12 protein-coding genes are annotated in these 13,861 nt (G+C 65.0%); 6 read left to right on the top strand and 6 right to left on the bottom strand.

The annotated features are described in order from the left end of the window. Positions 1–23: 23 nt before the first annotated feature. The 3 genes from AC56LV_RS16170 to AC56LV_RS16160 all read right to left on the bottom strand — a co-directional run bounded on the left by AC56LV_RS16170 (position 24) and on the right by AC56LV_RS16160 (position 2,316). Complete coding sequence (locus AC56LV_RS16170) at positions 24–1,544, bottom strand: SulP family inorganic anion transporter (RefSeq protein ID WP_499559075.1); 1,521 nt, start codon at positions 1,542–1,544, stop codon at positions 24–26. A 74-nt stretch (positions 1,545–1,618) separates the two neighbouring features. Further along, positions 1,619–1,957, bottom strand: a complete 339-nt coding sequence (locus AC56LV_RS16165) for a c-type cytochrome (protein WP_499559074.1) — start codon at positions 1,955–1,957, stop codon at positions 1,619–1,621. 8 nt (positions 1,958–1,965) lie between these two features. Further along, on the bottom strand, positions 1,966–2,316 hold the full coding sequence (locus AC56LV_RS16160; protein ID WP_258835684.1) for a c-type cytochrome: 351 nt from the start codon (positions 2,314–2,316) through the stop codon (positions 1,966–1,968). Between the two features lie 177 nt (positions 2,317–2,493). On the opposite strand from AC56LV_RS16160, the gene AC56LV_RS16155 reads away from it, so the two are divergent. From AC56LV_RS16155 to AC56LV_RS16140, 4 genes are all read left to right on the top strand, one after another. After that, positions 2,494–3,351, top strand: coding sequence for an AAA family ATPase (locus AC56LV_RS16155; RefSeq protein ID WP_499503785.1), 858 nt, complete (start codon positions 2,494–2,496; stop codon positions 3,349–3,351). Positions 3,352–3,376: 25 nt separating this feature from the next. Continuing rightward, positions 3,377–4,546 carry a vWA domain-containing protein gene (locus AC56LV_RS16150; RefSeq protein WP_499559072.1) on the top strand — a complete coding sequence of 390 codons (1,170 nt, stop codon included), beginning with the start codon at positions 3,377–3,379 and terminating at the stop codon, positions 4,544–4,546. A gap of 71 nt (positions 4,547–4,617) precedes the next feature. Beyond that, a complete protein-coding gene (locus AC56LV_RS16145; RefSeq protein ID WP_258835687.1) occupies positions 4,618–5,808 on the top strand; it encodes a cation:proton antiporter in 1,191 nt (396 codons plus the stop codon). After that, the gene (locus AC56LV_RS16140) at positions 5,798–6,925 is read left to right on the top strand and encodes a YbdK family carboxylate-amine ligase (RefSeq protein ID WP_499559070.1); all 1,128 of its coding nucleotides are present in this window, start codon (positions 5,798–5,800) and stop codon (positions 6,923–6,925) included. Before AC56LV_RS16145 ends, AC56LV_RS16140 begins: the two co-directional genes overlap by 11 nt. 12 nt (positions 6,926–6,937) lie before the next feature. Here AC56LV_RS16140 and AC56LV_RS16135 read toward each other — a convergent pair whose 3' ends face one another. From AC56LV_RS16135 to AC56LV_RS16125, 3 genes are all read right to left on the bottom strand, one after another. Continuing rightward, on the bottom strand, positions 6,938–7,285 hold the full coding sequence (locus AC56LV_RS16135; protein WP_499559068.1) for a hypothetical protein: 348 nt from the start codon (positions 7,283–7,285) through the stop codon (positions 6,938–6,940). Positions 7,286–7,379: 94 nt separating this feature from the next. After that, positions 7,380–8,390 carry a gamma-glutamyl-gamma-aminobutyrate hydrolase family protein gene (locus AC56LV_RS16130; RefSeq protein ID WP_499559066.1) on the bottom strand — a complete coding sequence of 337 codons (1,011 nt, stop codon included), beginning with the start codon at positions 8,388–8,390 and terminating at the stop codon, positions 7,380–7,382. A 65-nt stretch (positions 8,391–8,455) separates the two neighbouring features. Beyond that, positions 8,456–9,280 carry a response regulator gene (locus AC56LV_RS16125; protein WP_499559064.1) on the bottom strand — a complete coding sequence of 275 codons (825 nt, stop codon included), beginning with the start codon at positions 9,278–9,280 and terminating at the stop codon, positions 8,456–8,458. 173 nt (positions 9,281–9,453) lie between these two features. Between AC56LV_RS16125 and AC56LV_RS16120 the strand changes: the two genes are divergently transcribed. Together AC56LV_RS16120 and parC are read left to right on the top strand one after the other, a co-directional pair. Beyond that, on the top strand, positions 9,454–11,448 hold the full coding sequence (locus AC56LV_RS16120) for a DNA topoisomerase IV subunit B (RefSeq protein WP_499559062.1): 1,995 nt from the start codon (positions 9,454–9,456) through the stop codon (positions 11,446–11,448). Positions 11,449–11,493: 45 nt separating this feature from the next. Next, entirely contained in the window at positions 11,494–13,833 is a 2,340-nt protein-coding gene (gene parC, locus AC56LV_RS16115) for a DNA topoisomerase IV subunit A (protein WP_499559060.1), read from the top strand. Positions 13,834–13,861 lie beyond the last annotated feature (28 nt).

Below are 13,861 nucleotides of genomic sequence, written 5' to 3'. Positions count from 1 at the left end.
ATGCGACGTGACTTGCGCGTGATTTACGCCAGCTTGTCGTCCGCGACCCGGTAACGCGGGTCTTCCACCAGGTTCACCTCGATCATGTCCTGCGCCTTTTCCAGCAGCTCGCGGCAGTCGGGGCTCAGGTGGCGCAGGTGCAGGCGCTTGCCCAGCAGGCGGTAACGCTCGGCCAGCGCGTCGATTGCCTGGATCGCCGAATGATCCACCACGCGCGCGTGCAAAAAGTCGATCACGACATCCTGCGGATCGTCCTTCGGCGTGAAGATACCCTGAAACGCACTCACTGACGCGAAGAACAGCGTGCCGTCGAGCGCGTACACTTTCCAGCCTTGATCATCGACCGCGACCGCCGCCTTCACCTGGCGCGCATGCTGCCACGCGAACACCAGCGCCGAGACGATCACGCCGGTGAGCACCGCCACTGCCAGATCGACAACCAGCGTGATCGCCGCCACCAGCACGACCACGAACAGATCCGCACGCGGCACGCGCCCGGCCAGGCGGAACGTGCCCCATTCGAAGGTCTTTTCACAGACGACGAACATCACGCCGATCAGCGCCGCCAGCGGAATCGCCTCGATCCAGCTGGAGCCGAACAGGATGAAGCACAGCAGGATCACGGCCGCCGCGATGCCCGACAGCCGCCCGGTCGCGCCGCTGTTCACGTTGATCATGCTCTGGCCGATCAGCGCGCAGCCGCCCATGCCGCCAAACACGCCGCTGACGACGTTGGCCGCGCCCAGCGCCAGCGATTCGCGGTTCGGCTGGCCGCGCGTGTCGGTGATTTCGTCGATCAAGGTGAGCGTCAGGAGCGACTCGATCAGGCCCACGCCCGCCATCACGAGCGCGTACGGGAACACGATGCGCAGCGTGTCCCACGTCATGGGCACGTCGGGCAGCGCAAAGCTCGGCAAGCCGCCGGCGATGGAACCGAGGTCGCCCACGGTGCGCGTCTCGACGCCCAGCAGCGCGCAACCGACGCTGGCCACCAGGATGCCCACCAGCGTGGACGGCACCGCTTTGGTGAGGCGCGGCGTCAGGTAGATCACCGCCATCGTGATGGCGATGATGACGCCCATCGTGACCAGCTGCGCGGCGGGCATCCATTCTGGCGTGCCGTCAGGGCCCGCCACCTTGAAGTGCCCGAACTGGGCGAGAAAGATCACCAGCGCCAGCCCGTTGACGAAGCCGAGCATCACCGGATGCGGCACCATGCGGATGAATTTGCCGAGCCGCGCGGCGGCAAACAGCAGTTGCAGCACGCCCATGAGCACCACGGCCGCCAGCAGGTACTGCGCGCCATGCTGCACCACCAGCGCGATCATCACGACGGCCAGCGAGCCGGCGGCGGCCGAGATCATCCCGGGCCGCCCGCCGAACGCGGACGTGATGAAGGCGACCAGCACGGCGGCGTACAGGCCGGTAAGGGGCGACAGGTGGGCAACCAGGGCGAAGGCGATCGCCTCGGGCACGAGGGCCAGGGCGACCGTCAGGCCGCTGAGCAGGTTGGTTTTGAGGTAGGCAGGCGAAAGAGATGACACGAAGAGCTCCGGCGGGTGACGCGGCAAGGGGCTGGCATGTTACCAGCAAGCGCCTTGCGCGTCTGGCGCCGGGCTTATTTCTTGGTCACCAGCTGCCCCGGCAGACTGCCCAGGTACGCGCCGAGATCGGCCATGTCGCGGTTCGACAGCGGTTGCACCAGCGCCGACATGATCGGGTTCACGCGCCCGTTCGGGCCGGCCCCGCGCTTGTAGGCACGCAGCGCCGTCGTCAGGTAGTCGGCGTGCTGCCCGGCCAGCTTGGGATAGCTCGGGTCGATCGGCTTGTTGAAGTCGGCCCCGTGGCACGAGGCGCAGTTGTGCGTCTTGGCCAGCGCCGCGCCGCGCGCGATGTCGGCGGCCGATGCGCTCGCGCCGAGCGCGCCCAGGACCAGCGAAAAGACAATCCGTTGCATGGCGTGGTTCATCGCGTGGCCACCGTCTGTTGGGAGTAATAGGCCGCCACGTCGGCGATGTCCTGGTCGGTCAGCGACTTGGCGATATTGACCATCGACGGATGCTTGCGGTCGCCCTTGCGGTAGGCCTTGAGGGCGGATTCGAGATACTTTGCCGACTGGCCGCCGATCATCGGCACCCGGTAGACTTCGGGGAACGCCGTCTTGTAGCCACCCTGGATGCCGTGGCAGCCGATGCACATCTCGACCTTGGCGACGGCCGCCTTGGGATTGCCGACGACTTCTGCAGCCGTGGCGACGGCGCTGCCGGCGGTACAGGCGCATGCTGCCAGTACCAATGGTGCCAAACTTGTTTTCATGGGCGTCTCGTTAGTTGTAATTCGAAAACCGCAACCGCATAAAAAGTTAGCAAAGGTCTACCAACGGGCCGATTCTATCTGAAGACTTGACACCAGTCTACAAACCGGACGGCAGCGGCGCGCCCGGGGTTATGGCGTATACTTCCTGCCACCGACCGACTCGACAAAGCACCCGCCATGCATGCAGCTCCCCGCTTCGAAGGCAGCGACAAGTACGTCGCCACCGCCGACCTGAAACTGGCCGTCAACGCGGCCCTGACGCTGGGCCGCCCGCTCCTGATCAAGGGCGAGCCGGGCACCGGCAAGACCATGCTGGCCGAAGAAGTCGCGGCCAGCCTGGACATGCCGCTGCTGCAGTGGCACGTCAAATCGACCACCAAGGCCCAGCAGGGCCTGTACGAATACGACGCCGTCTCGCGCCTGCGCGACTCGCAACTGGGCGACGAGCGCGTGCGCGACATCCAGAACTACATCGTCAAGGGCGTGCTGTGGCAAGCCTTCACGGCGCCCGAACCCGTCGTGCTCCTGATCGACGAAGTCGACAAGGCCGACATCGAGTTTCCCAACGACCTGCTGCGCGAACTCGATCGCATGGAGTTCTATGTGTATGAAACGCGCGAGATGGTCGTGGCCACCCACCGCCCGCTTGTGATCATCACATCCAACAACGAGAAGGAGCTGCCGGACGCCTTCCTGCGCCGCTGCTTCTTCCACTACATCCAGTTCCCGGACCGCGAGACGATGGCCGACATCGTCGGCGTGCACTTCCCGAACCTGCGTCAGGATTTGCTGGCCGCGGCGCTGCAAAGCTTTTATGCCATGCGCGACGTCCCCGGCATCAAGAAGAAGCCATCGACCTCGGAATTTCTCGACTGGCTCAAGCTGCTGCTGGCCGAGGACGTGCCGGCCGAAGCCCTGCGCGCCAGCGCCGAAGGCAAGGTGGGTATCCCGCCGCTGCACGGCGCCCTGCTCAAGAACGAGCAGGACGTCGGCCTGTTCGAGCGCCTGATGTTCATGGCGCGGAACAACCGGTGATGGTGGCGCCAGCCCCCTCGATGCGATGCTGATCGATTTTTTCCGCGCCCTGCGCGATGCCCGCATCCCGGTCTCGATCCGCGAATTCCTGACGCTGCTCGACGCGCTGCAACGCGGCGTGATCGCGCCGTCGCTCGACGACTTCTACTACCTCGCGCGCCTGACGCTGGTGAAGGACGAAGCCCATTTCGACAAGTTCGATCGCGTCTTCGGCGCCTGGTTCCGCGGCATCGATGCCGTGTTTGACGAGAAGGCCGAGATTCCGCTCGACTGGCTGATCAAGCGCTTCGAGCGTGAACTCACGCCGGAGCAGAAAGCGCAGCTCGAAAAATTCGGCTACGACAAGCTGCAACAGCGCCTGCAGGAACTGCTGAAAGAGCAGAAGGAACGCCACGCGGGCGGCAGCAAGTGGATCGGCACCGGCGGCACGTCGCCGTTCGGCCATGGCGGCACCAACCCGGAAGGCATCCGCATCGGCGGTGAGAGCCGCAACCGGACAGCGGTCAAGGTATGGGACCAGCGCACCTACCGCGACTACGACGGCGAGCGCGAACTGGGCACGCGCAACCTGAAGGTGGCGCTGCGCCGTCTGCGCCGCTTCGCGCGCCAGGGCGCAGCGGACGAACTGGCGCTGGACGACACGATCCGCGCCACCGCCAGCAATGCCGGCTGGCTCGACATCCGCATGCGGCCCGAGCGCAAGAACCGGATCAAGGTCGTGATGCTGTTCGACGTCGGCGGCTCGATGGACGACCATATCGAACGTACCGAAGAACTGTTCTCGGCCGCCAGCAGCGAATTCAAGAACATGGAGTTCTACTACTTCCACAACTGCGTCTACGACTACCTGTGGAAGAACAACGCACGCCGGCACAGCGAGCGCTTTGCCACCTGGGACGTGCTGCGTAAATATCCGGCCGATACGCGCGTGCTGTTCGTCGGCGACGCGACCATGAGTCCCTACGAAGTCATGGCGCCCGGTGGCTCGGTCGAATACAACAACGACGAAGCCGGCGCGGTCTGGCTGGCGCGTTTCATGACCGCGTTTCCGAAGTGCGCCTGGCTCAATCCCGAGCCCGAGCACCTGTGGCAGTACCGCCAGTCGATCGCGCTGATTCGCCAGGTGATGAGCAACCGGATGTTCCCGATCACGCTGGAGGGCCTGGAACGGGCCATGCGCTTGTTAAGCAAGTAGTGTTAGCACGGACACGGACGCGGGCTGCCGGGCGCACTAGAATCGCGCAACGATAAGAAGAAGGAGACCGCATGCCTGACCTGTTGTCCGTATTGACGAGCCTTGCCTGGCCCCTGGCGATTGCGCTGGCGTGGCTGGCCGGTGAATTTGGCCAGCGCTGGACCGGCCTGCCCCGCATCAGCTTCTACGGCCTGGTCGGCTTCGCGCTGGGCAGCTCGCAGATCGGCGTGCTGCCCGCTGCCGATCTGGGCCCGGTCGCGCTGCTGGCCAATATCGCCTTCGGCCTGGTCCTGTTCGAACTGGGTAACCGCATCAACCTGCGCTGGCTCGTCAACAATCCGTGGATCGGCGTGGCCGGCCTGGTCGAGTCCAGCCTGACGTTCGTGCTCGTCTACCTTGTCGCCATCGCGTTCGGCGCGGCCCAGATCACGGCGCTGCTGATGGCGGCGCTCTCCATGGCCACCTCGCCTGCCACCGTCGTGCGGGTCATCAACGAACAGAAAAGCTCGGGCCAGATGACCGAGCGCGTGCTGCACCTGTCGGCGCAGAACTGCGTGCTGGCCGTGTTCGCATTCAATGCCATCATCGGCGTCTGGCTGTTCCACACGCAGGACGCCGTCAGCGAGGCACTGTGGCAAAGCCTGGTCATGCTCGCTGCGTCGATCGTGGCCGGCGCCGTGTTCGGCTTACTGGTGCCGGCGCTGCTGCGCGCGATCGGCAATGCGCAGCAGGATACGACCGTCGCATTCGCCCTGGCCGTGATTCTGCTGGTGTCGATGTGCGATGTCGGCGGCCTGTCGCCGGTCGTGGCGGCGCTGGCCTTCGGCCTGACCGTGCGCTCGCGCCGCGTGACCTTTACCCAGACCCAGCGCAATTTCGGCGCGCTCGGCGAAGTGCTCACCGTGCTGCTGTTCGTGTACGCCGCCTCGACCCTCGACTGGCGCCTGGTGGCAGCCGGCGGCGTGATGGCGGTGGTCGTCGTGCTGGTGCGGCTGCTGGCCAAGACCGCCGGCGTGGCCGCGTTCTCGCACCTGTCGGGCGTCACCTGGCGCAAGGGCGCGCTCACGGGGCTGGGCCTGGCGCCGCTGGCCGTGTTCGTGATCCTGATGCTCGAACATGCGCGCTATGCCGGCCTGAAAGTGGTCGACGACCTGCACGCGATGGCCGCGGTGGCGATGCTGCTCGAAGTGTTTGGTCCGATCATCATCCAGCGCGCCCTGATCTGGGCGCACGAAGCACCGGAGTCCCATCATGCCGCTTGACGCGTTTACCCCGTCCACGCCGCTCACCTTCGGGGTCGAGCTCGAACTGCAACTGGTCAATCTGTCGGACTTCAACCTGACCGCCGCCAGCCCCGATCTGATGCATCTGCTGGAGCGCAAGCCGTTCCCTGGCAACGTCACGCCCGAGATCACCGAGAGCATGATCGAGATTAATTCGAGCGTGCACACGGCGTATGGTCCCTTGCTGGCCGAGCTGACCGAGATCCGCGACACGCTCGTCGCGGCAAGCGACACGCTCAATATCGGCATCGCCGGCGGTGGCACGCACCCGTTCCAGCACTGGTCCGACCAGCGCATTTCAGCCAAACCGCGCTACGAATACCTGTCGCAGCTGTATGGCTACCTGGCCAAGCAGTTCACGGTATTCGGCCAGCACGTGCACATCGGCTGCGCCAACGGCGACGATGCGATGTACCTGCTGCACGCACTGAACCGCTACCTGCCGCACTTCATCGCGCTGTCGGCGTCGTCGCCCTTCGTGCAGGGCCACGACAGCCTGTTCGAATCGGCACGCTTGAATTCCGTGTTCGCGTTTCCGATGAGCGGGCGCGCGCCCTTCACGCTCAGCTGGCAGGAGTTCACCGACGTGTACTTCGCCAAGATGGAACGCACGAACATCATCAAGAGCATGAAGGATTTTTACTGGGACCTGCGACCCAAGCCCGAATTCGGCACGATCGAGCTGCGCGTCTGCGACACGCCGCTGACCGTGGAGCGCGCCGCGGCGCTGGCCGCCTACCTGCAGGCGCTGTGCCGCCATCTGCTTGAGCGCAAGGACGAGGCCCCTGTTGAAGACGACTACCTCGTCTACAACTACAACCGCTTCCAGGCCTGCCGCTTTGGCCTGGATGGCAGCATCACGCACCCGAAAACCTACGAGAGCATCGTGATCCGCGACGATATCCTGGCCACGCTCGAACGGATGCTGCCGCACGCCGAAGCGCTGGGCAGCGTCGAGGCGCTGCAGCACCTGGCAGCAGCCGCGCGCGGCGGCAGTGACGCGGCGATCCTGCGCCGGCATGCCGAGCGCGAAGGCTCGGTCGAAGGGATGGTCAATGCGGCGATCGGGCACTTCCGGGGTGACCGCAGCGCCTGATCGGGCAACCGCTTACCCGGCCACCGGCACGCCCTTGCCGACCCAGCCCGTCTTCATGAAGCGCGCCAGCAGCGGCTGTTTGGCAGGCGCCGGTGCCGGCAGCCTGGCGTCGACCACGTTGGCCCACTGGTCGGCCAGCTGCTCGCAGGTGGCGCGCAGCACCGGGTCGATCATTGGCAGGCGCGCCAGCGCGCACAGGTGGCGCTCGATCACGGACGCCAGCTTGACGCACGGCGGCTCGCCGTCGCCTTTCGCGCTGTAATGCGACATCAGGTGCAGGAGCGAGGCAACCAGGAGCGTGTCCTGGTTGCGCGGCTCGGCTGCTGCGGATGGCGTGGTGGGTGTGGGGGAAATCGTCATGCGAAGCGCTCCATGGACCATAACAAGACAATGAGATGAGAATGATTCTCATTCATTATTCCTGTGTCACACGGCGAAAGCAAGCGATTTCGTGCTACAGCCGCGTCTCGCGCGCCGCACGCAAGAACTCGTCGAGCACCGGCGTGCAGTCGAGCAGATCGACACCGCCCGCACGGTGGAACTCGGGGTGCCACTGCAAGCCCATGACGAAGTTGGCGCGCTGGTAGCGGATCGCCTCGATGATGCCGTCCGGCTCGGACATCGCCTCGATGCGGATATCGCGCCCCAGGTCCTTGACGGCCTGGTGGTGAATCGAGTTGACCATCGCCTGCTGGACGTTGGGGAACATGCGGCCCAGGGACGAGCCCTTGGGAAACACGATCGCGTGGCGATGCGCGTCATACAGGTCGTGCACGTGCGCCAGCGCGTCGGGGCGGTCGGTGGCGACGTCCTGGTGCAGCGTGCCGCCGAAGGCCACGTTGATCAGCTGGCAGCCACGGCACACGCCCAGCACCGGCTTGCCGGCGTCGACAAATTCGTGCAGCAGTTCGAGCTCGTACACGTCGCGTGCGCGGTCGCCGCTCCATTCGGGACGCGTGGGCGTTTCGGAATAGGTTTGCGGGGCGACGTCGGCCCCGCCCTGCAGCACGAGGCCATCCAGATGACGCGCATAGTGGCGCAGCGTGATGTTGCTGGGATGGAGCAAGCCGTTGGTATTGACCGTCGGGATCATGAACACCAGCACGTCGCGCGACATGACCCACTGGGCAATCGATTCCTCGAGATACTGCAGGTTCTTGCTCAGCAGCCCCTTGGCGCCCGCTTCGGGGTGAAAGATACGGGCCGAAACACCGATGTGCAGCGTGCGCTGCATGATGTCGCGACTGAAGCGTTCACGCAGCGAGCGAAAGCGCGACGTGATGACCCGGCCGGCCAGGGCCATCGGGTTGTCGCCATCGCGCAGGTAGCGCGCCGGCCCGCGTGCGTGCTGGCCGCCGCTGGCGCGCCGGTCGGGCACGCGCACGCGTGTCTCGCGACGTTCATCGATATCCGCCTCTGGCGAGGGGTCGTCTGGATTGCGCTTGATGGGTTCGTCTTCGGTCATGTCAATAATATAACTTCGGCAATGCTGCGCACGATTCAAAGTTGTTACAAAAGGTCGCCATGTGCTCAGACCGGCACGTCGAGCAGCTTCTGGAACGTTAGCATCAGGTGGCGCCCCGCCACGGGCGTCTCGAGCAAGCCGCGGGCGCCGGCCAGCCGGGCTCGCGCGCTGTCGTAATGAAACGATGGCGTGACCATGAACACCACGGGTGTGCGCCCGGCCCCGGCCTGCGCCTTGATCGACGAGCACAGTGCATACGGTTCGATGCCCGGGACCGCCGTGTTGATCAGCACCAGCGCCACCGGCGTTTCGTCGCACAGGCGCACGGCGGCGGCCTGGCTGTCGGTCCATTCGACGCCGATCCGGCGCGGCCCGAGCACCTGCGCCACCCGGTTGCGCAGGTTGCACGCCTGATCGACGATCAATACCGAACCATCGACGGGCCCATGGCGCAGTCGCGTGTAGAATGCGGGCGTTTCAAGATCCGGCCCCAGACGCGGACGGCGGCGGCGTTCGGCCAGCACACGGCGCGCACGGGCGCCGTGCTGGGCCAGCGCATGCACGCGCGTGTCGAGCAGTTCGGCCAGCTGGCCATGCAGCGCCCGTTGGTCAAGCGGGCGGGTTAGAGTCGGCCAACAGGTGCTGCCAGTGCCGCCGATGACCAGTGCCGGTTGCAGTGCATCGGGTGGCCGGCACGCCAGTTGCGCCAGCGCAAACGGGCTGTCACCGTTGGCAACCAGCAGATCCGGCTCTTGCAAACTATCGGCATGCAGGCAAGAATACGACGGCCCGGCGCCCGGCGCGTCTTCGAGCAGCGCCGCCAGCCGGGCGGTTTCAACCGGATCAAAGCCGATCGGACGCACGGTGAACAGACAATGGGATCGCTGCATCGGGCCCCACCCTTCTTGCATCGATTATGTATTTACAGCGTAATCTAGCACAAAGGTGCAAGGCGAAAAGCACGACATAAGCGCAAAATACTGTATATTTATACAGTTAAAAAGCATTTCCTTTTCCGCTCGACAAGATAGAATGCCAACGCATTCTACAAATACTCTTCAAGATGGCCTCCAAGAAACCCGCTCCAGACTACAGCGAATCATCCATCCGTGTCCTCAAGGGACTCGAACCTGTGAAACAGCGTCCGGGCATGTACACCCGCACGGAAAATCCGCTCCACATCATCCAGGAAGTGATCGACAACGCCTCTGACGAGGCGCTGGGTGGCTATTGCAAGAACATCAGCGTCACGATGAACCCGGACGGCTCGATCACGGTCGAAGATGACGGCCGCGGCATCCCGGTCGGCATCCACCCCGAAGAAGGCGTGTCGACGGTCGAAATCGTGTTCACGCGTCTGCACGCCGGCGGCAAGTTCGACAAGGGCTCGGGCGGCGCGTATGCGTTCTCGGGCGGCCTGCACGGCGTCGGCGTGTCGGTCACCAATGCGCTGTCCAAGCGCCTCGAGATCGAGGTCTGGCGCAAGGACGATCAGGGCAACGGCCAGCACAAGCTGGTGTTCGCTGCCGGCGACGTGATCGAGCCCCTCACCTCCGCGCCGTTCGAGCGCGGCGGCAAGAAGAACGGCACGCGCGTCACGGCCTGGCCGGACGGCAAATACTTCGATTCGCCGACCATCCCGATGAACGACCTGCAGCGCCTGCTGCGCTCGAAAGCCGTGCTGCTGCCGGGCGTGACGGTCACGCTCACGAACGCCAAGGGCGAAGTGCAGACCTGGCGCTACGACGAGGGCCTGCGCGGCTACCTGACCGAAGCGCTGGCGCAAAGCTCCAACGGCGAAACCCTGATCCCGCTGTTCGAAGGCGCGCAGTACGCCGCGGCCGGCGACGACAGTTTTGCCGAAGGCGAAGGCGCGGCCTGGGTCGTGGCCTGGACCGAAGAAGGCGGCGTGGTGCGTGAATCCTATGTCAACCTGATCCCCACCGTCAGCGGCGGCACGCACGAAGCGGGCCTGCGCGACGGCCTGTATGGCGCCGTCAAGAACTTCGTCGAGCTGCATGGCCTGCTGCCGAAAGGCGTCAAGCTGCTGCCCGAAGACGTGTTCGCGCGCGTCTCGTTCGTGCTGTCGGCCAAGGTGCTGGACCCGCAGTTCCAGGGCCAGACGAAAGAACGCCTGAATTCGCGCGACGCGCTCAAGCTGGTCTCGACCTTCACCAGGCCGCCGCTCGAACTGTGGCTGAACCAGCACGTCGAATACGGCAAGAAGCTGGCCGAACTCGTGATCCGCCAGGCGCAATCGCGTCTGCGCTCGCTGCAAAAAGTCGAAAAGAAAAAATCGTCGGGCGTGGCCGTGTTGCCGGGCAAACTGACCGATTGCGAATCGAACGACATCACGCGCAACGAGCTGTTCCTGGTCGAGGGCGACTCGGCCGGCGGCTCGGCCAAGATGGGCCGCGACAAGGAATTCCAGGCCATCCTGCCGCTGCGCGGCAAGGTGCTCAACTCGTGGGAAACCGACCGCGACCGCCTGTTCGCCAACAATGAAATCCACGATATCTCGGTGGCGATCGGCGTCGACCCGCACAGCGCGGGCGACTCGCCCGACCTGACCGGTCTGCGCTACGGCAAGATCTGCATCCTGTCCGACGCCGACGTCGACGGCTCGCACATCCAGGTGCTGCTGCTCACGCTGTTCTTCAAACATTTTCCGGCGCTGTTCGCGAACGGGAACATCTGCATCGCGCGTCCGCCGCTGTTCCGCGTCGACGTGCCCGCGCGCGGCAAGAAGCCGATCCAGAAGCTGTATGCGCTGGATTCCGGCGAGCTGCTGGCGATCGAAGACAAGCTGAAAAAAGAAGGCCTGAAGGAAGGCGTGTGGAGCATCTCGCGCTTCAAGGGCCTGGGCGAGATGAACGCCGAGCAGCTGTGGGAAACGACGATGAACCCGGACACGCGCCGCCTGCTGCCCGTGTTTTTGGGCGACTACGACCACGCCGAATCGTCGGCACGCTTCAATATGCTGATGGGCAAAGGCGAAGCCGCCGCGCGCCGCGCCTGGATCGAAGAACACGGAAACGAGACCGAGGCCGATATCTAATACGCCGCACCGGCCATCCGCCCCGCGCGCAACAGAACAGACACCATGACGAACCAACCAAGTCTCTTTGAACAGCAACACGAGCCGTCCGACGTCGAGACGCTCACCCTCTCCACCTTCGCCGAGCGCGCCTACCTCGACTACGCCGTCTCGGTGGTCAAGGGCCGCGCGCTGCCGGACGTGTCGGACGGCCAGAAGCCGGTCCAGCGCCGCATCCTGTACGCGATGAATGAACTGGGCCTGGGCCCGACCGCCAAGCCGCGCAAGTCGGCGGCCGTGGTCGGCGACGTGCTCGGCAAACTGCATCCGCACGGCGACCAGTCGGTGTACGACGCGCTGGTGCGCATGGCGCAGGACTTCTCGCTGCGCTACCCGCTGATCGACGGCCAGGGCAACTTCGGCTCGCGCGACGGCGACGGCGCTGCCGCGATGCGCTACACCGAAGCGCGCCTGACGCCGATTGCCCGCATCCTGATGGATGAAATCGACATGGGCACGGTCGACTCGCAGCCCAACTACGACGGCTCGACCACCGAGCCGCGCACGCTGCCGGCGCGCCTGCCGATGGTGCTGCTCAACGGCGCCTCGGGCATCGCGGTCGGCCTGGCCACCGAGATCGCGTCGCACAATCTGCGCGAAGTGGCTGCTGCCGCCGTCGCCATGATCCGCAATCCGAAGATGTCGCACGCCGAGCTGATGGCCATCGTGCCCGGCCCCGACTTCCCGGGCGGCGGCCAGATCATCACGCCGGCCACCAGCATCGCCGACATGTACGCGGTGGGCCGCGGCTCGATGAAGGTGCGCGCGCGCTGGAAGATCGAAGAACTGGCGCGCGGCCAGTGGCAGGCGATCGTCTACGAACTGCCGCCGGGCTGCTCGTCGCAGCGCGTGCTCGAAGAAATCGAAGAACTCACCAACCCGAAGGTCAAGGCCGGCAAGAAGGCGCTGCTGCCCGAGCAGCTCGCGCTGAAGAACACGGTGCTGGGCGCGCTCGATACGGTGCGCGACGAATCGGGCCGCGAAGCCGCGGTGCGCCTGGTGTTCGAGCCGAAGTCGAAGAACCAGGACCAGAACGAATTCATGCTGATGCTGCTCGCGCACACGTCGCTCGAGTCGTCCAGCCCGATCAATATGGTGATGATCGGCGGCGACGGCCGCCCGCGTCAAAAAGGCCTGGGCACGATCATCCAGGAGTGGATCGATTATCGCTTCACGACGATCCGCCGCCGCACCGACTTCAAGCTGGCCAAGGTCAACGACCGCATCCATATCCTGGAAGGCCGCGAGACGGTCCTGCTGAACATCGACAAGGTCATCGCCATCATCCGCAACTCGGATGAACCGAAGGCCGCGCTGATCGAGGAATTCCGCCTGAGCGAACGCCAGGCCGAAGACATCCTCGAGATCCGCCTGCGCCAGCTGGCGCGCCTGGAAGCGATCAAGATCCAGCAAGAGCTGGCCGACCTGCGCAGCGAGAAGGAAAAGCTGCAGGACATCCTCGAGAACCCGTCGTCGATGAAGCGCCTGATCATCCGCGAAATCGAAGCCGACGCCAAGCAGTTCGGCGACGAGCGCCGCACCGTGATCGAAGAAGCACAGCGCGCAGTGGCCGAGCAGAAGGTCGTCGACGAACCGGTGACCGTCATCGTGTCCGAAAAAGGCTGGGTGCGTGCCCGCACCGGCATCGGCCACGACCCGGCGCAGTTCGCGTTCAAGGCCGGCGACTCGCTGTACAAGGCATTCGAATGCCGCACGGTCGACCATCTGCTGGGCATTGGCGACAACGGCAAGGTGTATTCGGTGCCGGTGGCGGCGCTGCCTGGTTCGCGCGGTGACGGCGTGCCGATCACGACGCTGGTGGACCTGTCGGGCGGTATCCGCATCCTGCATTATTTCGCGGGTAATCCCGAGACGCGCCTGCTGCTGTCGACGTCGGACGCCTTTGGCTTCATCACCAGGGCGGGCGACATGGTCAGCCGTCTGAAAGGCGGCAAGTCGTTCATCACGCTCAACGACGGCGCGACACCGCTGCCGCCACGGATCGTGACCGACAGCTGCGGCGCGATCGCGTGCCTGTCCGAAAAGGGCCGCGTGCTGGTGTTCGGCATTGACGAGATGAAGGTGCTGACCAATGGCGGCCGCGGCGTGACGCTGATGGAACTCGAGCCGAAAGAAACCATGCTGGCAGCGCAGCCGATCAACCAGAAGGGCCTGAACGTGATCGGCACCTGGGCCGGCGACAAGGCCCGCACCGTGGAGCTGTTCGCGTCAGGCCTGGAGCCGCACTTCGGCAAGCGCTCGCGCAAGGGCAAGGCGTTGTCTGCGCGCATGAAGGCGCATGATCTGGGGATGCGGGCAGCCGAAACCGATACCGTGAAAACGTAACGCGACCACAATCCCGTTCAGTAAAACA

This window comes from Telluria sp. RB2R28, from assembly GCF_059685835.1.
This window is presented reverse-complemented; position numbering and strand designations above follow the sequence as displayed.

Coding starts and splice junctions, on each gene's coding strand:
- AC56LV_RS16130 (WP_499559066.1), bottom strand. CDS start 8,390: ATGACCGAAGACGAACCCATCAAGCGCAATCCAGACGACCCCTCGCCA.
- AC56LV_RS16125 (WP_499559064.1), bottom strand. CDS start 9,280: ATGCAGCGATCCCATTGTCTGTTCACCGTGCGTCCGATCGGCTTTGAT.
- parC (WP_499559060.1), top strand. CDS start 11,494: ATGACGAACCAACCAAGTCTCTTTGAACAGCAACACGAGCCGTCCGAC.
- AC56LV_RS16150 (WP_499559072.1), top strand. CDS start 3,377: ATGCTGATCGATTTTTTCCGCGCCCTGCGCGATGCCCGCATCCCGGTC.
- AC56LV_RS16160 (WP_258835684.1), bottom strand. CDS start 2,316: ATGAAAACAAGTTTGGCACCATTGGTACTGGCAGCATGCGCCTGTACC.
- AC56LV_RS16145 (WP_258835687.1), top strand. CDS start 4,618: ATGCCTGACCTGTTGTCCGTATTGACGAGCCTTGCCTGGCCCCTGGCG.
- AC56LV_RS16165 (WP_499559074.1), bottom strand. CDS start 1,957: ATGCAACGGATTGTCTTTTCGCTGGTCCTGGGCGCGCTCGGCGCGAGC.
- AC56LV_RS16140 (WP_499559070.1), top strand. CDS start 5,798: ATGCCGCTTGACGCGTTTACCCCGTCCACGCCGCTCACCTTCGGGGTC.
- AC56LV_RS16135 (WP_499559068.1), bottom strand. CDS start 7,285: ATGACGATTTCCCCCACACCCACCACGCCATCCGCAGCAGCCGAGCCG.
- AC56LV_RS16120 (WP_499559062.1), top strand. CDS start 9,454: ATGGCCTCCAAGAAACCCGCTCCAGACTACAGCGAATCATCCATCCGT.
- AC56LV_RS16155 (WP_499503785.1), top strand. CDS start 2,494: ATGCATGCAGCTCCCCGCTTCGAAGGCAGCGACAAGTACGTCGCCACC.